At 65.9% G+C, this 19,371-nt stretch carries 16 protein-coding genes; 5 read left to right on the top strand and 11 right to left on the bottom strand.

Translation table 11 applies throughout. The features are described 5' to 3' along the window. Position 1: 1 nt before the first annotated feature. The 5 genes from BHK69_RS06530 to BHK69_RS06550 form a co-directional block, all read right to left on the bottom strand. Positions 2–940: an ABC transporter permease gene (locus BHK69_RS06530; protein ID WP_069689390.1), complete on the bottom strand. Its 939-nt coding sequence runs from the start codon at positions 938–940 to the stop codon at positions 2–4. A 54-nt stretch (positions 941–994) separates the two neighbouring features. Then, a complete protein-coding gene (locus tag BHK69_RS06535; RefSeq protein WP_069689391.1) occupies positions 995–2,548 on the bottom strand; it encodes an ABC transporter substrate-binding protein in 1,554 nt (517 codons plus the stop codon). 82 nt (positions 2,549–2,630) lie between these two features. Further along, positions 2,631–3,344: an SDR family NAD(P)-dependent oxidoreductase gene (locus tag BHK69_RS06540; protein WP_069689392.1), complete on the bottom strand. Its 714-nt coding sequence runs from the start codon at positions 3,342–3,344 to the stop codon at positions 2,631–2,633. Positions 3,345–3,355: 11 nt separating this feature from the next. Beyond that, entirely contained in the window at positions 3,356–4,513 is a 1,158-nt protein-coding gene (locus BHK69_RS06545; RefSeq protein ID WP_069689393.1) for an NAD(P)/FAD-dependent oxidoreductase, read from the bottom strand. Positions 4,514–4,524: 11 nt separating this feature from the next. Next, complete coding sequence (locus tag BHK69_RS06550) at positions 4,525–4,953, bottom strand: RidA family protein (protein ID WP_069689394.1); 429 nt, start codon at positions 4,951–4,953, stop codon at positions 4,525–4,527. 446 nt (positions 4,954–5,399) lie between these two features. Between BHK69_RS06550 and BHK69_RS06560 the strand changes: the two genes are divergently transcribed. Next, positions 5,400–6,938, top strand: a complete 1,539-nt coding sequence (locus BHK69_RS06560; RefSeq protein ID WP_069689396.1) for an ABC transporter substrate-binding protein — start codon at positions 5,400–5,402, stop codon at positions 6,936–6,938. Positions 6,939–7,069: 131 nt separating this feature from the next. On the opposite strand, the gene BHK69_RS06565 is transcribed toward BHK69_RS06560, so the two are convergent. Then, on the bottom strand, positions 7,070–8,395 hold the full coding sequence (locus BHK69_RS06565) for an NAD(P)/FAD-dependent oxidoreductase (protein ID WP_425285560.1): 1,326 nt from the start codon (positions 8,393–8,395) through the stop codon (positions 7,070–7,072). A 67-nt stretch (positions 8,396–8,462) separates the two neighbouring features. Next, positions 8,463–9,209: a GntR family transcriptional regulator gene (locus BHK69_RS06570; RefSeq protein ID WP_069689398.1), complete on the bottom strand. Its 747-nt coding sequence runs from the start codon at positions 9,207–9,209 to the stop codon at positions 8,463–8,465. 295 nt (positions 9,210–9,504) lie between these two features. On the opposite strand from BHK69_RS06570, the gene BHK69_RS06575 reads away from it, so the two are divergent. Genes BHK69_RS06575 through BHK69_RS06590 form a run of 4 tightly spaced genes read left to right on the top strand, consistent with a single transcriptional unit; the run spans position 9,505 to position 15,117 of the window. After that, positions 9,505–10,518 (top strand): SIS domain-containing protein, encoded by a 1,014-nt coding sequence (locus tag BHK69_RS06575; RefSeq protein ID WP_069689399.1) that lies wholly within the window; start codon positions 9,505–9,507, stop codon positions 10,516–10,518. A gap of 13 nt (positions 10,519–10,531) precedes the next feature. Continuing rightward, the gene (locus BHK69_RS06580) at positions 10,532–11,401 is read left to right on the top strand and encodes a PfkB family carbohydrate kinase (protein ID WP_069689400.1); all 870 of its coding nucleotides are present in this window, start codon (positions 10,532–10,534) and stop codon (positions 11,399–11,401) included. Between the two features lie 51 nt (positions 11,402–11,452). Beyond that, complete coding sequence (locus BHK69_RS06585; RefSeq protein ID WP_069689401.1) at positions 11,453–13,504, top strand: hydantoinase/oxoprolinase family protein; 2,052 nt, start codon at positions 11,453–11,455, stop codon at positions 13,502–13,504. Further along, complete coding sequence (locus tag BHK69_RS06590) at positions 13,504–15,117, top strand: hydantoinase B/oxoprolinase family protein (protein WP_069689402.1); 1,614 nt, start codon at positions 13,504–13,506, stop codon at positions 15,115–15,117. The genes BHK69_RS06585 and BHK69_RS06590 overlap by 1 nt, the downstream gene beginning before the upstream one ends. Before the next feature lie 6 nt (positions 15,118–15,123). On the opposite strand, the gene BHK69_RS06595 is transcribed toward BHK69_RS06590, so the two are convergent. Genes BHK69_RS06595 through BHK69_RS06610 form a run of 4 tightly spaced genes read right to left on the bottom strand, consistent with a single transcriptional unit; the run spans position 15,124 to position 19,284 of the window. Beyond that, positions 15,124–15,876: an SDR family NAD(P)-dependent oxidoreductase gene (locus tag BHK69_RS06595; protein WP_069689403.1), complete on the bottom strand. Its 753-nt coding sequence runs from the start codon at positions 15,874–15,876 to the stop codon at positions 15,124–15,126. After that, positions 15,876–17,165, bottom strand: a complete 1,290-nt coding sequence (locus BHK69_RS06600; RefSeq protein WP_069689404.1) for an ABC transporter substrate-binding protein — start codon at positions 17,163–17,165, stop codon at positions 15,876–15,878. Before BHK69_RS06600 ends, BHK69_RS06595 begins: the two co-directional genes overlap by 1 nt. A gap of 57 nt (positions 17,166–17,222) precedes the next feature. Then, complete coding sequence (locus tag BHK69_RS06605) at positions 17,223–18,521, bottom strand: ABC transporter substrate-binding protein (RefSeq protein WP_069689405.1); 1,299 nt, start codon at positions 18,519–18,521, stop codon at positions 17,223–17,225. After that, positions 18,493–19,284 (bottom strand): FadR/GntR family transcriptional regulator, encoded by a 792-nt coding sequence (locus BHK69_RS06610; protein WP_069693427.1) that lies wholly within the window; start codon positions 19,282–19,284, stop codon positions 18,493–18,495. The genes BHK69_RS06605 and BHK69_RS06610 overlap by 29 nt, the downstream gene beginning before the upstream one ends. Positions 19,285–19,371: the final 87 nt, after the last annotated feature.

A 19,371-nucleotide genomic window follows, 5' to 3' on the forward strand; every position in this document is an offset into this window, starting at 1 on the left:
TTCATGACAGCTTCACCCTTGGGTCCACCAGCGCATAGGTCAGGTCGGTGGCGATGTTCACCAGCACGACGATCAGCGTGTAGATCACCATCATGCCCTGCAGCATGGTGTAGTCGCGCTGGTTCAGCGCGCCGACGATGAGCTTGCCCAGGCCCGGCCGGTTGAAGACGATCTCGGTCAACACCGAATTGCCGATCAGGATGCCGAGATACAGGCCGACGATGGTGATGACCGGGATCAGCGCGTTGCTGAGCGCATGCCGCCAGACGACGACGCGCCAGGGGACGCCCTTGGCCCGGGCGCTGCGGACATAATCCTCCTGCATCACCTCGAGCATGGCCGAGCGCGCGACGCGGGTGATGTAGGCCGCCATGATCAATCCGAGATTGAGCGCGGGCAGCGCCATCGACTGGAACCAGGCGGATGCCGAGCCGGAGCGGGCGCTGATCACCGGGAACCAGCGCAGCATGATCGCAAACAGGATCAGCAGGATGATGGCCGAGACGAAGGGTGGGAAGGACAAGCCCAGGAGCGAGGCGATGCGCGTCACATAATCGGGCATGCGGTTGCGGTTGATCGCGGCCCAGACGCCAAGCGGCACGCCGATGGCGACGCCGATCAGCATCGAGACCACGGTCAGCTCCAGCGTCCAGGGCAGGACAGCGAGGATTTCCTGGATCACCGGCCGGCCGGTGACGAGCGAGACGCCCCAGTCGCCCCGGATCGCACCGCTGAGGAAGGTCCAGTATTGCTCGATGAGAGGTGCATCGAGGCCGAGCCGGGTGCGCATCGCCGCGATCGCGGTGGCGTCGGCCTGGTCGCCGAGGATGACCTGCGCCGGGTCGCCGGGCACGATCCGCACCACGACGAAGACGAGGGAAAGCACGGCCCAGAGCGTGACGACCGCAAAGCCGAGCCGTTTGACGAGAAAGGCGCCCATGATGCCGCTGTCAGCAGGAGAAAAGGAGCGGCCGAACGGCCGCTCCTCAAGGGATCACTTGGTGAAGCGCGTCGTCTCGAGCACCGGCGGGCCGAGATTGAGCGAGGCCTTGAGGTCGTAGCCGAGGTCGAGGCTGTCCTTATAGGCCCAGAGCTGCATCATCTCGTTGACCGGGATCGCGCAGACCTCCTTGATGATCTTCTCCTGCGCCGTCTTCCAGAGCGCGAGCTGCTTGGCCTTGTCGGTTTCCGAGCGGGCCGCATCGATCTCGGCATCAGCGACCTTGCAGTGCGAGAAGTTCGTCACCGCCGTCGGCGTCTTCACGATCGCGCGCGAATGGAAGAACTGCGAGAGATAGACATCCGCGATGGGGAAGCGCGCCGCCTGGAAATGCACCACCTGCGACAGGTCCTGCCGGATCTGCTGGTGGAAGGTCGCGTGCTCCACCGGCTGGATCTCCAGCGTGATGCCGGCCCGCTTCAACAGCGCCTGCGTCGCCTCGGTGAAGCTCAGCATCGAGGGCAGCGTCGTGTTGATCGCCTTGATCGTGACGCCGTTCGGGAAACCGGCCTCGGCCAGCAGGGCCTTCGACTTGGCGAGATCGAAGGGGTAGAGCGGCGCCTTCTCGTCGGTGCCGAGATAGCCCGACGGCACCACCGAAACGGCCGGGCGCGAGATGTTCTTGCCGCGGAACTGCCAGATCGCGTTGCGGTCGACCGCATAGGCGATGGCTTGGCGGACCTTGAGGTTGTCGAGCGGCGGCTGGCTCATATTGAGATGCAGCATCGACATCTCGGCCGGGCCCATGGCGACGACCTTGACACCGGGCAGCGCGTTCATGCGGTCGACCCAGGCCTGCTCCTGCCGGCCGAGCATCATGTCGATCTCGCCGGACTGGAAGGCGAGATCGCGCGAGGAATCGGACGGGATGAAGCGGTAGAGAATCTCGGTCAGCTTCGGCTTGCCGCGGAAATAGTTCGGGTTGGCGACGAGCTTGGCGTATTGCTGCGGCACATATTCCTGGAACATGAACGGGCCGGTGCCGACAGGCTTCTTGGCGAAGCCTTCCTTGCCCAGCTCCTCGGCGGCCTTCTTACAGACCATGTTGCCGCCATGGTAATTCATGACGATGCCGAGCAGGCTCGGAATGGCCTGCTTCAGCGTGATCTTGACGGTGTATTTGTCCGGCGCCTCGACCTTGTCGAAGGCGGCGTAGTCGGAGGAGAAGGCCGAGGTTTCCTTGCTGGCGGCGCGGGCCAGCGAATAGACGGCGTCCTCCGAGGTGAACTCGCCATAGCCGTGATGGCACTGCACGCCCTGGCGCAGCTTGAAGGTCCATTCCTTGCTGTCGGTCGAGGAGGTCCAGCTCTCGGCCAGGTCAGGCTCCATGAATTCCGGCGAGAGCTCACCGGGCTTGATCCGGACCAGGCCGTTGAACATCCATTGCAGCATCGCCTTGCCGGGCGTGCCGGAGTTCAGATGCGGATCGAGCACGCCTGCGTCGGTGCTTTGCATGCCGACGGTCAGCACCGTCTTCTGAGCCAGTGCGGGCGAGCCCAACAGGGCCCCCGCAAGCGCGGCGGCGATCGTCAATCCGGTTTTTTTCATCGTTGTTCCCCTGCCTTTTTTGAAGTCTCGATGAGCCCGGCAGTCGCGCCGGGCTCCGTCCGCAATTGTCAGGCCAAATCCGTCAGAGCGTGTCCTCCAGCCGGCAATTCACCAGCAGCTCCGCGACTGACGCATTGTTAGGCAGAGAGAGGACAGTAGCAACCAATCGCGCGAGGTCGTCCGGCTGCGTCATCTCCTGGCGGTTCATCGCATTGCTCGCGGCTGTCATGTCTGTGGGCACGAAGGAGGGGCACAAAGCTGTCGCCCGCACGCCCTTGTCCCAGGAGATCCGGCGCGCCGCATGGGTCAGCGCCACCATCGCATGCTTGGTCATGTTGTAGGCGACGGCGTCGTTGCGCACGCGCTTGCCCGACATCGAGGCGATGTTGACGATGCGCCCGGCCCCGCTCGCCTCCAGATGCGGCAGTGCGCAATGGATCAGGCTGAGCGGCCCCTTGCAGTTCACGGCCCAGATCGCGTCGAGCACGGCCTCGTCGGGCGCGCGCAAGGTGATGGCGCTGTGCATGCCGGCATTGTTGACGAGCCCGTCGATCCGGCCGAAGCGCGCAATCGCCGCATCCGTCCAGGCCCGATGCGTCGCCCAATCCTGCGCGTCATAGCGCGCGATATGGATGCGGGTTTCGTCCCAGCCGGCGCTCATCGCCTTGAGAGAGGCAAGGTCGCGTCCACCCAGGCTCAAGGCATAGCCTTGCTCGTAGAGCGCCTGCGCGACGGCGCGGCCGATGCCGCGATTGGCGCCGGAGATCAGGATCACGCGTTCGGCGGGGGCAAGCATCGACAAGTCCTCTAACCGTGCAGGGTCAGCACAGAGTCTGGGGTGGTGGAGTCCGCGAAGCGGCCTAGCTTGAAGGGGCTGAGATCGAAGCGCGGCTGCCGCATCAGCGCAAGATCGGCGAGGATTTCACCGGTGATCGGGCCGATGCCGAAGCCATGTCCGGAAAAGCCGGCCGCGACGACCAGCCCGTCGATCCCGGTATGGGCGTCGATCGCCGGGAGTGCGTCTGGCGTGAGATCGATCAGCCCACCCCAGATTCGCGAGACGCCGGCGTCCGCCATCGCCGGCAGAACCTGTGTCACCCGATCGATCAAGGTGGCGATGTCGGCTGCGCGCGGCGCGAGAGTGTCGGGACTCCAGGAGCCGGGCTCATGTGGCCAGTCGCCGATGCCGGTGGTGACGCGCAGGCGCCCGTCGATCTCCTGCCGGCCGGCTGCATCGGCATTGGCGACGCCGAAAACCTGTTCGAACAAGGGCGGTAGCGGCACGCTCTGCAGCACGCAGACCAGCCTGATCCGCAGGGGCAGGTCGAGTCCGAGCGGCGCCAGCAGTTCGGGCGCATGGATGCCTGTCGCCAGGATGACGCGTCCAGCCGAGACGATCTCGCCCTCATGCGTCTCGACGCCGGTGATCGCATCGCCGGAGCGGATCAGCGCCCGCACGCCGACGCCGTCGCGGATCACAGCGCCATGGCGCGCGGCCGCTGCGGCGAAGGCCCGTACCGCCGGAATCGGGTCGGCATGGCCGTCGCCCGGGCAGAAGGATGCGGCGAGGACTGACGGAGCAATCGCCGGCGCGATCGCACGGATCGCGGCATTGTCCGGCAGATAGTCGATCTCGAGCCCAAGCCCGCGCTGCTGGACGACAAGCTCGCGGATCACCTCGACCTCGGCCTCCGTCCGCGCCAGGCGCAGATTGCCGCGCCGGCGATAGCCGGTAGCGGCTCCAAGCTCCTCGTCGAGCCCGCCCCAGCGTGCAACCGCCGCCTTCGCCAGCGGCAATTCGGCGGGGTCGCGGCCCGATTGCCTGACGCCGCCAAGCGTCCAGCCCGAGGCCATCGCCGCGAGGCTGCGCGCTTCGAACAGCGTCACGGAATGGCCGGCGCGCGCGATATCATAGGCCGCCGCCGCGCCGCTGATCCCGCCTCCGACGATGACGACGTCAGGCATCGGGTTAAACCTCAGGAGAGGTCGACGCTGATGCGCTTTTCGGCCTCGTCGGGCTTGCGGCGCTTATAGGCGGTGACCTCGAACTCGACCTTGAGCTCGGGCTGGCCGAGCGGCGTGCAGGTCGTGGTGTTGGCGGGGTCGATGCCCCTGAACTTGCGTCCGACGACCTCGCCGACCGCCTCCATGTCAGCGATATCCGGCACGAAGACCTTGATCGCGACGACATCCTTCAATGAGGCGTCCACGGCGGCGAGCGCACCCTCGATATTGCTGAAGGCCTGCTCAGCCTGGCCCTTGGCATCGCTGGCGATGGCGCGGGTCTTGTAATTGCGGCCGGCGGTGTTGGAGACGAAGATCATGTCGCCGGCGACGACGACCCGCGAATAGCTGTTCAAATCCTCGTATTTGCTGCCGGATTTGACTTTGATGATCTCGCTCACGGGAGGCCTCCTTCAGGTATGGTGCGCCGGGCTCGACGGGTTTCGTCATGCGGCCGGCGATCGGTTGGCCGGCTCGGGAGGAGCGACTTGGTGTATACCATTCAAGCCTTTCACTGCTGTCAAGACGATCAAACGCGAGACCAGGCGGCGCCCAGCCCTGTTTGATGAGACCGTTTTCGCCTGTGGCGGCCCGTGTTCGGCGGTGCGCGAAGCCGAACCGCTCGGAAACGGCTTTCTCCGCGGGGTGTTTGGTTCGGATGATTATTTCGTGATGGCATCCATGACGGAGAAGAATAGGCTGCCTGTGGCTGTCGGCGCCGTTCGATCGCCGCGATGCAATGGCACGCCCGATGCAGGGCGCGCTGCGCCAGTCGAGGGCCGCAATTGACAGTTTGGTATACACCAATCCATGCTGGCTTCAGGCTGATAAAAAAAGGGGATTTCCGATGACGATGATTTCGCGCCGTGCCCTCCTTGCTGCCGGGGCAAGCCTGCCGCTGGTTCGAGGCTCCGCCTTTGCGCAGGCCTCGGGGCAAGGCTCGGGGAGAGTGCTGCGCTTCGGCCTGTCGAGCTTCCCGCCGAGCCTGCAGCCCTGGGTCCATACCGGCACGGCGGCGCTGACGGTCAAACTCCTGATCTTCCGTGGCCTGACCGGTTTCGACGACAAGGGCGAAGTCAGGCCTGAACTGGCGGAATCCTGGACGCAGGACGGCCCGGCCGGCTGGATCTTCAAGCTGCGCAAGGCGACCTTCCACAACGGCAAGCCGGTGACGGCGGAAGACGTCAAATGGACCCTCGAGCAGGTCGCTGCGCCCACTTCCACCGCCTTCATGAAGTCGGAGTTCGGCGGCATCGAGCGGATCGAGACGCCCGATGCCGGCACGGTCAAAATCGTCATGAAGGAGCCGACGGCGACGCTGCCGATCTGGCTGGCGAGCCCGCATATGCCGATCATCGCCAAGGACTCGATCGAGGGTCGGGCCGGTCTGGGCGTTGGCGCCGGACCGTTCACGCTCAAGGATCAGGAACGCGGCGTCTCGATCGAGGTCGCCAAGTTCGACAAGTACTACAAGCCCGGCCTGCCCAAGCTCGCCGGCGTCAAGCTGACGGCCTACGCCGATGAGAACCTACGGGTCGCGGCGCTGCAGGCCGGCGATATCGACCTGATCGAATATGTCCCCTGGCAGCATATGGGCGTGATCGAGAAGGATCCGCGCCTGACACTCGTCGCCGCCGACGGCCCCTTCATGGGCATCAACTTCAATGGCGGCAGCGGGCCGTTCAAGGATGTCCGCCTGCGCCAGGCGGTTGCCCATGCCATACGCCGTGAGGAGATCGTCCAGGCAGCCTTCTTCGGTCGCGGCAGCAAGCTGGAAAGCATCCCGATATCGCCCGGGAGCCCCTATTTCGACAAGGCGCTCTCCGAGTTCTGGAATTACGATCCCGAGAAGGCGAAGAAGCTGCTGGCCGAAGCGGGCATGCCCAAGGGCTTCTCCTGTACGCTGCTCTCGACAGCGCAATACGGGATGCACAAATCGACCGCCGAAGTGGTGCAGGCTCATCTCGGCGAGATCGGCATCGAGGTGAAGCTCAACCTGCCCGACTGGGCTGGCCGCATCGATGCCGCCGGCAAGGGCCGCTATGAGTTCATGATCCAGGGCACAACCGCAGACAATAACGACCCCGACGGCCTCGCGCCGCTGATCGACGGCGAACTGCCAGCCAATATGGCCCGTAGCTGGCAGATGCCGACGCCCGAAATCCACGCCCTCTTCGTCAAGGGCCGCTCGGAGTTCGATCCGGCCAAGCGCAAGGCGATCTATGCCGAACTGACGAAGATCGCCCTCCAACAGGCGCCCCTCGTCGGTCTTGCCTGGCGCTCGCAGGGCTATGGCATGGTCAAGGGCGTGACCGGCTTCAAGAGCTATCCGGGCAGCACGAACTTCTTCTCGGCCTATTCGATGGAGGAGACGTCGTTCTCCTGAGGCTGCGGCGTTCGGGCCGGTACGCTAACCTCGTCATGGTCGGGCTTGTCCCGACCATCCACGCCTTCGCTGGTCGCAGGTCGTGGTCAAGACGTGGATGCGCGCCACAAGGGCGAGCATGACGTGGGAGGTCAACTCGCCCGTGTCGTCCGCTCCAGCCGTGCGAAGCGCTCCAGCCGGAACGGCTTGGCGTCGATCATCGAGGTTTTGCCCGCGACGAGATCGGCGATCAGCCGGCCCGCTCCCGGGCCGATGCCGAAGCCATGGCCGGAGAAGCCGCTGGCGATGAAGAAGCCGGGCAGGCGCGGCACTTCGCCGATCACCGGCACGGCGTCGGGCATCGCATCGACGAAACCACCCCAGGCCTGTGCGACCTTCATGTCCTTGAAGGCTGGGAAGGCGGCGACGAGATTGGCCTGCGCTTCGCTCAGGATCGAGTCGTAAGGCGCCGGATCGAGCACGCGGGTTTTCTCGAAGGGCGTCGTTTCGTCGAGCGACCAGCGCCGTGTCGTCTTCGCCTCCTCAAGGAAGCGCTGGCTGAGCCTGAGCTTCAATTCGTGCCGCTGCTTGACGAGGGATGGCAGGAAATCGGTCATCAGGCGGAAACTGTCGGGCACGATCTCGGCCACGCTCGCGCCGCGATGGGCGATAGTGTAGCCGCCGTCCTGGCGCTTGCGGAAGGCGAAGTCGGAGCCGCCGACGGCATGGGTCGGCGGGCCGTCGAGAGGCTCGGTGCGCAGGACCGAACCCAGCACCTTGAGCTGCGGGAAATCGATGCCGAGATTGCCGAGGAAGAGCCGCGACCAGGCGCCGCCGGCGAGCACGACGCGCTGGCAGGCGATCGTACCGCGCTCCGTCACCACGGCGCTGACCCGGCCGGCCTTGGTTTCGATGCCGCGCACGGCGCAGCGCGTCAGAACCTGTCCTCCGAGCCGCCGCAGTGCCCGCGCCATCGCCGGCACCGCCTTTTGCGGCTCGGCGCGCGCATCGCTCGGCGTGAACAGGGCGCCTGCGAAAGCGCGCTTGCAGCCGGGCAGCACGCTCTCGATCTCGCGCGAGCTCAGCAGGCGTGAATCGAGCTGGTACTGCTTGGCATGGTCGAGCCAGGCCTCGTGCTCGGCGAGTTTGCCGGGCGTATCGGCGACATAGACGATGCCGGAGCGGGTGAAGCCGGTATCGCCGCCGACCAGCTTGTCCATCTCCGACCAGAGCCGCATGCTCTCCAGCCCGAGCGGGATTTCGCTGGCGTCGCGGCCCATGATCCGGACCCAGCCCCAGTTGCGCCCGGACTGCTCATGGCCGACCTCGCCCTTCTCGCAGACGGTGACGGAAACCCCCTCCTTGGCCAGGAAGATCGCCGTCATGATGCCGATGATGCCACCGCCGATGACGACGACATCGCTGCTCCCAGGCAATGTGGCGTCTAGGTCGATCGTCTCGATGGTGATGCCCATCAGAGGCTCTCCCCGGCCGGAGGAAACGAGCCGGCTTCTCGGCGGGGGCGGGGCATCAGCGGCAGCATGGTCAGTCCTGCGGGGTCGGCGTGGAATTGCGGAAGACGACGTGGTGGGGGTGGTTCACCGATTTCATGTATTCGATCGGCGCGCCGCTGCCGTCGCGCGCCACCAGCCTCAGCACCAGGGTGGGCGAGCCGGGCTTGAGCGAGAGCAGGCGGGCTTCCATGTCGGTCGCGGTGCCGACGCCGATCTCGCGATCGCGGGCGCTGGCCTCGACGCCGTAGCGGGCCTTCAGCAGCGCGTAGAGCGATTGCCCGGCGACGAGATCCTCCGCGACCAGCCCGGCGAAGCGCAGTGCCGGCAGATAGCTTGTCTCGATGCAGAACGGTTCGTCATTCACCGTACGCAGCCGGCGGAACATGATGAGGTCGGCGCCAACAGCGAGATCGAGCCGGCGCGCGATGCTCTCGGTCGCCGCCTCCTCGCCGAAATGCAGCAGCTTGTTGCCGGGACTGCCGCCGGAGTTGCGGATGATCCGGGTGATGCCGAGCGAGGAGCTGACCTCGATCGGGCGCGTGACCTGGACCAGGGGGACGCGCGTGCCGCTGGTGCCGTTGCGCTCCAGCACATTGCGCTCGACCAGCTTGTCGATCGCCTTGCGCACGGTCATGCGGTTGATGCGCAGCGTCTCCGCCAGAACGCGCTCGGACGGAATCCGGTCTCCCGGGCCGTAATCGGGCCCGTTGATGAGGTCGAGCAGGTAGTCCTGCACCTCGACATAGATCGGCTTGGCCCGCTTCACGGGTTCGCGCATGGCTGGCGTCTCTCGGATTCCCGTCGTCGCTGTTGAACTGGGATAGAGCATCGGCCCGAAAAGTGGAATCCGGTTTTCGGAAGAAGCCGATGCAAAATCAAAGAGCTACAGCATCAGACCGAATTCGATATTCGGTCTGATGCTGAGCGCCCGGTTCCCATCACTGGAAGCCGAAAAACGCGCCAGACCAACCCGGGTGACGACATATCCTGATTGATTGGACTATGCTTGACAGTGATTGGTATAGCTGATTGGTGTATACCAATTCTCGCCTGCCAGGAAGTGGCTTGCTCTCATGTCCATCTCTTACGACCGCCCCCGCGTGCTGGACGGCCTCGCTCAGACGCAGGCTGCCGTGCCCGAGGCTTTCGCGCTCGGCCGCAAGCTCGCCCCCGGCGTCGACCGGATTTATCTCGTCGCTGCGGGCTCGGCCAACCGCGCCATGCTCGGCATCACATACTGGCTCGAGCATTATTCGCCCGGCATCGAGGTGCGTCGCTATTTCCCGGCCGAGTTCATGGCGATCGACCCGCCCCGGCTCGATGGCCGCACCTTGGTGCTGCTCGCTTCGAAATCGGGCACGACGCCGGAGACGGTCGCCGCCGCCCAATTCCTGAAGGACAAGCCCTGCCAGGTCGTGGCCTTCAGCCAATATGCCGACAAGCCGCTGGCCCAGGCCGTGCCGCAGCATTTCATCGTCGGCGACACCAGCGAATCCTTCATCGCCATGTTCATGCTGATGCAGGCTCTGGTCGGCGGCATCATGACGGAGAAGGAGGGCTGGCCGCTCGGCGACAAGCTGCTCGCCTCGCTCGATGCCTTGCCGGGCGCGATTGCCGACGCCGCCGAGCAGAACGAGGCGCGCGCCGCGGCCGATGCGGCGCTCTACGCCAAGGACCGGAATTTCTATCACGTCGCCTCGGGGCCGGGCTTCACCACGGCCTATGTCTTCGGCGTCTGCATCCTGATGGAGATGCTCTGGCTGCACAGCTACCCGATCGAGGCGGCCGAGTTCTTCCATGGCCCCTTCGAGATCGTCGACCGCTCGACGCCGCTGATCCTGATCACCGGCGAGGATCCGAGCCGCCCGCTGATGGAGCGCGTCTCGAGCTTCTGCGATACCTATGCCGAGCGCGTGATGAAATATGATTCCCGCGACTTCGCGATGAAAGGCATCGCGCCTGAAATCCGCCCGATCGTGGCACCCTATATCCTGCAATCGGCGCTGAAGCGCTTGTCGGTGCATCTCTCGGTGCTGCACAACCAGCCGCTGACGACCCGCCGCTATATGTGGAAAGTGGCTTACTGAGCGGAGCACGGCGATGGCCCACAGGCTGCTCGGCCTCGGCGACAATACGGTCGACACCTATGTCGATCGGAGCCTGCAGTTTCCCGGCGGCAACGCCGTCAATGTCGCCGTGCTCGCCCGCAGGCTTGGCGCGCAGGCCGGCTATCTCGGCTGCATCGGCACGGACGAGGCCGGCATGCTGCTGATCGACGCCTTGCGGCAGGAGGGCGTCGACACCGCGCAGTGCCGCATTCTGCCCGGCGGCAATGCACGCGCCTTCATCGGCCATGACGGCAATGACCGCCGCTTCCTGCGCTCGGAGCGCGGCGTGCGCGGGCAATGGGGCGGCTTCAGCGCTGCCGACCTCGCCTATATCCAGGGCTTCGATCTCGTCCATTCCAGCGTTTACAGCGAGCTGGAAACCGAGCTTGAGACGATAAGCAGCGCCGCCCGCCTGCTGTCCTATGATTTCTCCGAGCGCTGGACCGACGCCAATCTGGCGGCGACGCTGCCGGCGCTCGACATCGCCTTCCTGTCCTTTCCCAATGGCTCGGATGCGGAGTGCCGCGCATTGCTTGAGCGCTGCATCGATCAGGGCGCGCGGATCGCGGCCGTGACCCGGGGCGCGCGCGGCTCGATGGCCTTGTCGGAGGGCGTCTTCCACGCTCACGGTATCAGCGAGGCGCGCATCGTCGATACGTTGGGCGCTGGAGACGGCTTCATCGCCGCCTTCATCCTGCGCCTGCTGCATGGCGCGGGTCTGGGTGAGGCGCTTGCCGCCGGCGCCGATCACGCCGCTATGGTCTGCGGATATCAAGGCGGCTTCGGCCACGGCGCGGCATGGTCGATGCCGCCCGGCACGACCAGAGCAGGATGCGAAAAAGTGGGAACCGGTTTGCTCTAACTCTTTGGATCAGAGCCGGATGACATCGAACTGAAGGCGGGAGTGGCTTGCATGGCTTGGCGGATCGGGATCGATTCCGGAGGAACTTTTACCGACGTCTGTCTCTTCGACGACGCGACCGGAGAGGTGGCGGTCTGGAAAGTGCCCTCCACGCCGGATGATCCCTCCCGCGCCATCGCGCGCGGCACGCAGGAAGGCACCGAACGCGTCGGCGCCAAGCCGAGCGAAGTCGCCTATTTCGGCCATGGCACCACGGTCGGCACCAATGCCCTGATCCAGCATCGCGGCGTCAAGACCGGTCTCATCACCACCGAGGGCTTCCGCGATCTGATCGAGATCGGCCGCCAGAAGCGCCCCGATCTCTACGATCTCCAGGTCGACAAGGCGCCGCCTCTGGTGACCCGCGATCTGCGCTTCGGTGTTTCGGAACGCCTACGCCATGACGGTTCGGTCGAGATTCCGCTCGATGAAGAGGGCGTGCGGGTGGCCGCCCGCGCGCTGAAAGCGGCCGGCGTCAAGGCGGTGGCGATCGGCTTCCTCTACGGCTTCGTCAACCCCGCCCATGAGCAGGCCGCCAAGCGCATCGTCGCCGAGGAATTTCCGGAGGCCTTCATCTGCGCCTCGCATGAGGTCGCGCCCGAGTTCCGCGAATATGAGCGCATCTCGACGGCGGTGGTGAATGCCTATCTCGGCCCAGTCATGCAGGGCTATATCCGCCGCCTTGCCGACCGGTTGATGGAGCTCGGCGTCACCACGACACCGCATCTGACGCAGTCCAATGGCGGCGTCATCGGCTTCGACATGGCCGCCCGCCTGCCGGTGCGCACCGTGCTGTCGGGGCCGTCCACCGGCGTCGTCGCCGCGCAGGCGATCGGCCAGATGACCGGCATCGAAAACCTGATCACCTTCGACATGGGCGGCACCTCCTCGGATGTCGCGCTGCTGCGCGGCGGCGAGGCGAAGTTCGCCAGCGACGCGATCGTCCACGGCTACCCGATCAAGGCGCCGATGCTCGACATCCACACCGTCGGGGCCGGCGGCGGCTCGCTCGCCGCGATCGATTCCGGCGGGCTGCTCAAGGTCGGCCCGCGCAGTGCCGGCGCCGATCCCGGCCCGGTCTGCTATGGACGCGGTGCGACCGAGCCCGCCGTCACCGACGCCAATGTCGTGCTGCAGACGCTGAACCCGACCCATCTGCTCGGCGGCCGTATGCCGATCCGGCAGGATCTCTCGAAACAGGCGATCGGCCGCCTCGCCGACCAGCTTGGCCTCGACGTGATGGCGACTGCCCAGGGCATCATCTCGGTCGTCACCGCCAACATGGCCAAGGCGATCCGCGTCGTCTCGGTCCAGCGCGGGCATGATCCGCGCGACTACGCGCTCGTCGCCTTTGGCGGCGCCGGTCCGCTGCATGCGGCGCGGCTGGCGCGCGAATTGGAGATGAAGCGCATCGTCGTGCCGCGCAATCCCGGCATCGGCTGCGCGCTTGGCCTGCTGCTGACCGATCTGCGCGCCAATTTCGCCACCACCCGCCTCGCCAGATTGGGCGACGGTCTGGTCGGTGCGATGACGGAGGCCTTCGCCGGCCTGGTCGCTCAGGGCGAGCACTGGTTTGCCGAGGAGAAGGTTGCGCCCAACGATCGCAAGCTCCGGCGCACGGCGGATCTGCGCTATCAGGGCCAGAATTACGAATTGTCGATCGACGTGCCGGAAGGCCCGATCTCGAGCGCGACCATCGCGGCCCTGGCCGATGGTTTCGCCGAGGCGCATAAGCGGCTCTACGGCTTCGTCGCCGAAGGCGAGGCGGTGCAGCTCGTGACCTACCGCGTCGAGGCGATCGGCTTCGTGCCCAAGGCGCAGTTCCGGCCGCAAGTCGATGCGGGGCCGGAATCGGACCATGCGATCATCGGCAGCCGCGAGGTCTGGTTCCCCGAGGCCGGCGGCTTCGTGGCGTGCAAGATCTATGATCGCGACAAGCTGAAATCCGGCAATGTCATCGCGGGGCCGGCGATCATCGAGCAGATGGATTCGACCACCGTGCTGCTGCCGGGGATGATCGCGACCGTCGAGCCTTACCTCAACCTGATCCTGGAGACGCCGTGATGAACGCCAACGCCACCGTCACCGTCGATCCGATCACCGTCGAGGTCATCGGCTCCTCCTTCGCCTCGATCACCGAGGAGATGGGCGAGGCGCTCGTCAAGGCGAGCTATTCCACCAACATCAAGGAGCGCCGCGACTGCTCGACCGCGCTCTTCGACATTGCCGGCGACACGCTCTGCCAGGCCGAGCACATCCCGATGCATCTCGGCTCCTTCATCGGCATCATCCCGCATATCCTGAAGCGCCATCCGGTCGCCGAGATGAAGCCCGGCGACGTCTTCATCGGCAATGACGCTTATGAGGGCGGCGGCACTCATCTGCCCGATATCGTCCTCGCGGAACCGATCTTCCATGACGGCACGATGGTCGCATGGGCCGTCAATACCGCCCACCATGCCGATTTCGCCGATCGCGGCCACGCCCATATCTACCAGGAAGGCCTGCGCATTCCGCCGATCCGGCTTTATGACGGCGGCGTTTTGATGAAGGACGTGCAGGAACTGATCCTGCTCAACTGCCAGGTGCCGCGCGAGCGCCTCTCGGATCTGCGCGCCCAGATGGCGGCGAACCGCCTCGGCGTCGAGCGCGTGCGCGCGCTCTGCGACAAATACGGACGCTCGACCGTGCTTTCTGCCGGCAAGGCGCTGCAGGATTATGCCGAGCGCAAGATGCGCGCCGGGATCAAGTCGATCCCCGACGGGGTCTATCTTTTCGAGGATTATTTCGACAATCCCGAAATCGACGAGCCGATGACGTTCTCGGTCGCGATTACGGTCGCGGGTGAGGAGATGAAGCTCGCTTTCGAATCCCCGCCGCAGGCGCGCGCCGGCTTCAACATGGTCTACACCGCGCTGCTCTCGACGGTCTATTACGCGGTCAAAACCGTGGCCGACCCGACGATCCCGCCCAATGCCGGCCTCGCCCGGCCGCTAACCGTCACGGCGAAGGAGGGCACGGTGCTGAACTGCGTCCACCCAGCGGCGGTGAACGGGCGCATCGCGGCCTGCCAGCGCGTCGTCGACCTGATCCATGGGGCGCTCGCGCAGGCTGTGCCAGAGCGTGTGATCGCCGCCTGCTGCGGCACGGCGGCGTCGGCGACCTTCGCAGGCGAGATGCCGGGCTCCGGTCAGCTCTGGGTCTATCTGGAGACCATCGGCGGCGGCTCGGGCGCGCGTGCGACCAAGGACGGCCTCGACGGCGTCCATGTCCACATGACCAACACCTCGAACCTCCCGGTCGAGGCGCTGGAGGTCGAGTATCCCTTGACCCTGCTGCGCTACGAACTGGTCGACGGTTCTGGCGGCCAGGGCCGCCATCGCGGCGGCATGGGCCTGCGTCGCGTCTACCGCGCCGAGGCTCCCTGTCGCCTCAATATCGACAATTCCCGCCTGAACTCGCGTCCCTGGGGCATCGCCGGCGGCGAGTCCGGGCAGGGCGGCTCCTTTGTCTTCAGCGACGGCGTTGGCCCCTTCGTCAAGGGTGACGGCGCGCTGGAAGCGGGGCAGATCGTCGAGATCATCACGCCGGGCGCTGGCGGCTACGGTCCGCCCTCGGAACGTGCTGCCGGGGACAAGGCTCGCGACGTTGCCGAAGGGCGATTGCTGCCGGCCTGAGCGGGGTCATAATCGCATGCCGCCATCGACGGCGATCTCGGCGCCGTTGATATAGGCGCCCTCGGGCGAGCACAGCAGCCGCGCGATGCCAGCGCAGTCCTGCGGCGCACCGATGCGTCCGAGCGGGATGCGCTCCAGCGCGAGCGCCTCGCGACCGGGCTCAGTGAGGATCGCGCGATTGCGCTCCGTCCGGATGGCGCCGGGCTGGATCACGTTGCAGGTCACGTCCGGCGCGCGCAGCGTGCGGGCCAGCGTGAGGATCATGCTGGTCTGCGCCGCCTTGGTCGCGGCGTAGTAGAAGCAGTCGGCATTGGCGCGCGCCTCCTGCACCGAACCGATCGCGATGAGCCTGCCGAAACCGCGCGCGACCATGCCGGGCAGGAAGCTGCGGATCAGTCGCACGGTCGCGTGCAGATTGACCTCGCTCTGGGCCTGCAGGGCTTGATCGCTGACAGCGTCCCAGCCCTCGCGGATTTCCGCGGAGGCACAGAGCACGAGGATATCCGGCTCATATCCTTGCGCCTGGAGCTCCCCCAGCATCGCGGCGGGAGCCAGCGGTTCGGCGAGATTGGCGATCAGGCTGGAAGCCGAGGCTCCGCTGCTAAGAAGCGCAGCTGTCGCGGCCTGGGCCGCCTCCCAGTCGCGATCATGCAGGACCGCATGCGCGCCGGCTTCCGCCAGCGCTGTCGCGATCGCCAGCCCGATCCCGCGCGCTCCGCCCGTGACGAGGGCGACGCGTCCTGAAAGGGTCTCGCCCATCAGCCGAGCAGCGGCTTCACGCGCTTCACGGCATCATCCATCGCTTGTTGCGGCGGCTTGATGCCGAGCACGGCGGCCTGCGTCTCCTCCAGGAAGATGTCGTGGGCGCGGGCCTGCTCGTCGAAGGCGGGCAGATGGATGCGCGAGGCCTTGAGCGCGGCGGCCTCATCGGCGGCATAGGGCATGGCGGCTTTCAGCTTCTCGTCGGTATAGGTCGAAACCCGCGTCGGGCCGTTGCCGTTCAGGGCCATGGCCAAGGTCCCGGCCTTGGACGACAGCGCCCGGATCATCTCCCAGCCCAGCGGCTTCTGCTTGGCGTTCTTCGGGATCACCAGCGACCAGAATTCGGTCGTCGGCGCGTAAGTGACCTTGCCTGCGAGGTCCGAGGCCATCGGCGGCAGCAGTGATTTGAAGCGCCCGCCATATTTGCCCTTGGCCGGGTCGTTATAGGTCACCAGCCGGGCGAAGGGGTTGATCGTCATCGCGGCGCGGCCCTGCTGCATCCAGGTCGTGATCTCCTCATTGTTCACGGTCGCGAAATTGCGCGGCAGCACGCCGGCCTTGTAGAACTCGGCCAGCAGCGTCAGCGCCTTGACCATGCCGGGCTCATTGGCGACGAGCTTGCCGTCGGGGGTCATGTAGTCGCCGCCGAGACAGCGCGCGAGCGTCAGGAAGTTCGAAGCGAAGACGGCGGTGAAGGCGAGGCCGTTCACCTGCGTGCCGTCGTCGCGCTTGAAGGTCAGCTTGCGGGCAAGCTCGGCCAATTCCTCGAAACTGGTCGGCAGCTTGCTGACGCCACGCTCCTCCAGGATCGCCTCGTTGTAGATCAGCGCGTTGGTGGCGTGGCGGACGGGGATGCCATGCAGCGCGCCGTCGAGCTTCATCGGCGCGATCAGGCCCGGCGCGAAATCGTCCAGCGCCTCGATGGCTGAATCCTTCAGCAGGGCGTCGAGCGGCTCGAACAGCTTGAGATTGCGCGGCACGGCCCGCCCGTTGAGCAGATAGGCGACGTCGATCGTGGTCTCGCCCAGTGTCGCCTCGCGCAGCAGCCGCTCATGGATGGCGTTGACGTCGCCGAAGGTGACCCAGTTGACGGTTGCGCCCGATTGCTTGCGCCAGGCTTCGGTTGCGTCGCCGCCCGGCCCGGTCGTGGCGGATGTCTGGTGGACGCGATGGCCGAGTGCGGTGACGGTTTTTGCCTGGGCGCGGGCGATGCCCGGCAAGGCGAGCGACGCCGCGGCGCCGCCCGAGATCAGGCCGAATGCGCGGCGGGAGATGGATGTGGTCATGGCTTTTCCTCCAAGGGTTTGGCTCGCGCTGTCTCGCGCGTTGTGATGTGTTCGATCTCAGCTGGGCAGCAGCGGCTTCACGCGCTTGACCAGCGAGGCCATCGCCTCCTCCGGCGTCTTCAGCCCAAGCACGGCGGCTTCCGCTTCTTCCTTGAACAGGTCGCCGGCACGTGCGGCTTCGTCGAAGGCGGGCATCGGCACGCGCGCGACCTTCAGCACCTTCAGTTCCTCGGCCGCATAGGGCACGGTGCCGGCAAAGCCCGCATCGGCATAGGTCGAGGCCCGCACCGGACCGTTGCCGTTGAGCGCGGCCTTCAGCGTCGCCTCCTTCGCGACCATGGCCTTGATGAAGCTCCAGGAGAGCTCCTTGCGCCTGGCGTTCCTGGGGATGACGAGACCCCAGAACTCGACCTTGGCCGGCGCGGCCTCGTATTTCCCGGCGAGCGTCTTCGAGGCCGGCACCGCGACCGTCTTGATCTTGCCAGGGAATTTCGACTTCTGCGGGTCGTTGTAGATGCGGTTGCGGCCCATGCTCTGCAGGCTCATCGCGGCGCGGCCGGTCTGCATCCAGACATTGACGTCCTCGGGCGAGAGCGTCGCGAAATTGCGCGGAAACGCCCCGCTTTCGAAGAGTGCGCGGAGGAGCTTGATCGCGTTCAGCATGGCCGGCTGGTCGGCGACGCATTTGAAGTCGGCCGTGATGAAATCGCCATCCCAGGCGCGCGCGATGTCGATCACATTGGGATAGGTCACGCCTGGCATGCACAGGCCCGTCACGGCCGTGCCGTCGCTGCGGCGATAGGTGCAGGCGCGCGCGATCTCGATCATCTCCTCGATCGTCGCTGGCGGCTTGCTGAAGCCCTTCTCGGCCAGAAGCTCCTCATTGTAGTGCAGGCCTGAGGAGGCATGGCGGAAGGGGATGGCGAGCTGCTTTCCGCCGACCTTCATCCCCTCCATCAGCCCCGGGAAGATGTCGGCCGCATCCTCCAGCGGGTCGCGCTTGAGATAGTCGTCGAGCGGTTCGAACAAATTGGCGGCGCGCGGGATCGCCTGGGTGTTCAAGAGGAAACCGACATCGACGGAGGTCTCGCCGAGGCTCGCCTCGCGGAACAATCGCTCCTGCAGCGGACCGGTGTCGAAGGTCGTCCACTGGATCGCGGCGCCGGTCTTCTGGCTCCAGTCCCTGGTGATGTCGCCGCCCTGCGCGCCGGTCGCGACCGTCTGCATGACGCGGTGGGCGAAGACGTTGAGCGGGCCTGCCTGCGCAAAGGCGGGCGCAGCCTGCAGCCCGGCGAAGCTCAGACCCGCGATGCCACCGAGCAGTTCTCTACGGTCGAGCCCTTGTCCTGCCGTCATGATATTCCTCCCGGGATGCCGCGATTTCCGCGATGGCGGCTTCAGCCGCTTCGAAATGCTTGTTCATGGCGGCCTGGGCCGCAGCGCTGTCGCCGATGGCGATGGCCTCGACGACGCGGACATGCCGCTCATAGGTCTGGCGCCAATCGGCCTTGGTGCGGGCCTCGCGCGAATTGAAGATCTCCATCACCTGCCGGATCACCGGGCGCAGGCCCCTGATCTGGAAATCGAGCAGGCGGTTGCCCGCTGATGCGGCGATGGCCTCGTGGAAATCGAGATCGGCCTCGATCCAGAGCGGCACGTTCCCGAGCGCGGCTTCCATGCGCTGCAGAATCTCTCGCAGGCGCCCGAGATCGGCGTCGCTGCGGCGCTCGGCGCTATGGGCGGCCATCGGCGGTTCGAGGATGCGGCGCAGTTCGACCGCTTCGATCAGCCCAGTCTTGCTGCCGCTGACGGCGAAACGGAAGAAGCGGTCGAGCGGGGCGGCATTCAGCGCCTGCACGCGCGTCACCTTGCCCTGCTGGATATGAACCACGCCCATCGCTGCGAGCTGGCGGATGGCCTCGCGCGCGATCGGCTTGCTGACGCCGAAGGAGGCCGCGATCCGCGATTCCGAGGGCAGCGCGTCACCCGGCTTCAAGCGCCCGTCATGGATCGCCTGGGTGATGCGCGCGATCAGCGCGTCGCCGAGCCGCGTCGGTACGACATCGGACCCGCCGAACGGGTCGTTGTCGATCGCGGCTGCAAGGGCGGCGTCGTTCATCATCGTCTCCATGAATTGATGATTGACAGATGCTGCTCATCTTTGCAACTGATCAACCTATCAGATAAGTTTAATGCCTCAGATAAG

The sequence above is a fragment of the Bosea vaviloviae genome (assembly GCF_001741865.1).
Classification (GTDB): Bacteria; Pseudomonadota; Alphaproteobacteria; order Rhizobiales; family Beijerinckiaceae; genus Allobosea; species Allobosea vaviloviae.

What these genes read in the sequence shown, in the direction of transcription:
- BHK69_RS06530 (WP_069689390.1), bottom strand. Translation starts at nt 940, where the DNA reads ATGGGCGCCTTTCTCGTCAAACGGCTCGGCTTTGCGGTCGTCACGCTC.
- BHK69_RS06535 (WP_069689391.1), bottom strand. Translation starts at nt 2,548, where the DNA reads ATGAAAAAAACCGGATTGACGATCGCCGCCGCGCTTGCGGGGGCCCTG.
- BHK69_RS06540 (WP_069689392.1), bottom strand. Translation starts at nt 3,344, where the DNA reads ATGCTTGCCCCCGCCGAACGCGTGATCCTGATCTCCGGCGCCAATCGC.
- BHK69_RS06545 (WP_069689393.1), bottom strand. Translation starts at nt 4,513, where the DNA reads ATGCCTGACGTCGTCATCGTCGGAGGCGGGATCAGCGGCGCGGCGGCG.
- BHK69_RS06560 (WP_069689396.1), top strand. Translation starts at nt 5,400, where the DNA reads ATGACGATGATTTCGCGCCGTGCCCTCCTTGCTGCCGGGGCAAGCCTG.
- BHK69_RS06570 (WP_069689398.1), bottom strand. Translation starts at nt 9,209, where the DNA reads ATGCGCGAACCCGTGAAGCGGGCCAAGCCGATCTATGTCGAGGTGCAG.
- BHK69_RS06575 (WP_069689399.1), top strand. Translation starts at nt 9,505, where the DNA reads ATGTCCATCTCTTACGACCGCCCCCGCGTGCTGGACGGCCTCGCTCAG.
- BHK69_RS06580 (WP_069689400.1), top strand. Translation starts at nt 10,532, where the DNA reads ATGGCCCACAGGCTGCTCGGCCTCGGCGACAATACGGTCGACACCTAT.
- BHK69_RS06585 (WP_069689401.1), top strand. Translation starts at nt 11,453, where the DNA reads ATGGCTTGGCGGATCGGGATCGATTCCGGAGGAACTTTTACCGACGTC.
- BHK69_RS06590 (WP_069689402.1), top strand. Translation starts at nt 13,504, where the DNA reads ATGAACGCCAACGCCACCGTCACCGTCGATCCGATCACCGTCGAGGTC.
- BHK69_RS06595 (WP_069689403.1), bottom strand. Translation starts at nt 15,876, where the DNA reads ATGGGCGAGACCCTTTCAGGACGCGTCGCCCTCGTCACGGGCGGAGCG.
- BHK69_RS06600 (WP_069689404.1), bottom strand. Translation starts at nt 17,165, where the DNA reads ATGACCACATCCATCTCCCGCCGCGCATTCGGCCTGATCTCGGGCGGC.
- BHK69_RS06605 (WP_069689405.1), bottom strand. Translation starts at nt 18,521, where the DNA reads ATGACGGCAGGACAAGGGCTCGACCGTAGAGAACTGCTCGGTGGCATC.
- BHK69_RS06610 (WP_069693427.1), bottom strand. Translation starts at nt 19,284, where the DNA reads ATGAACGACGCCGCCCTTGCAGCCGCGATCGACAACGACCCGTTCGGC.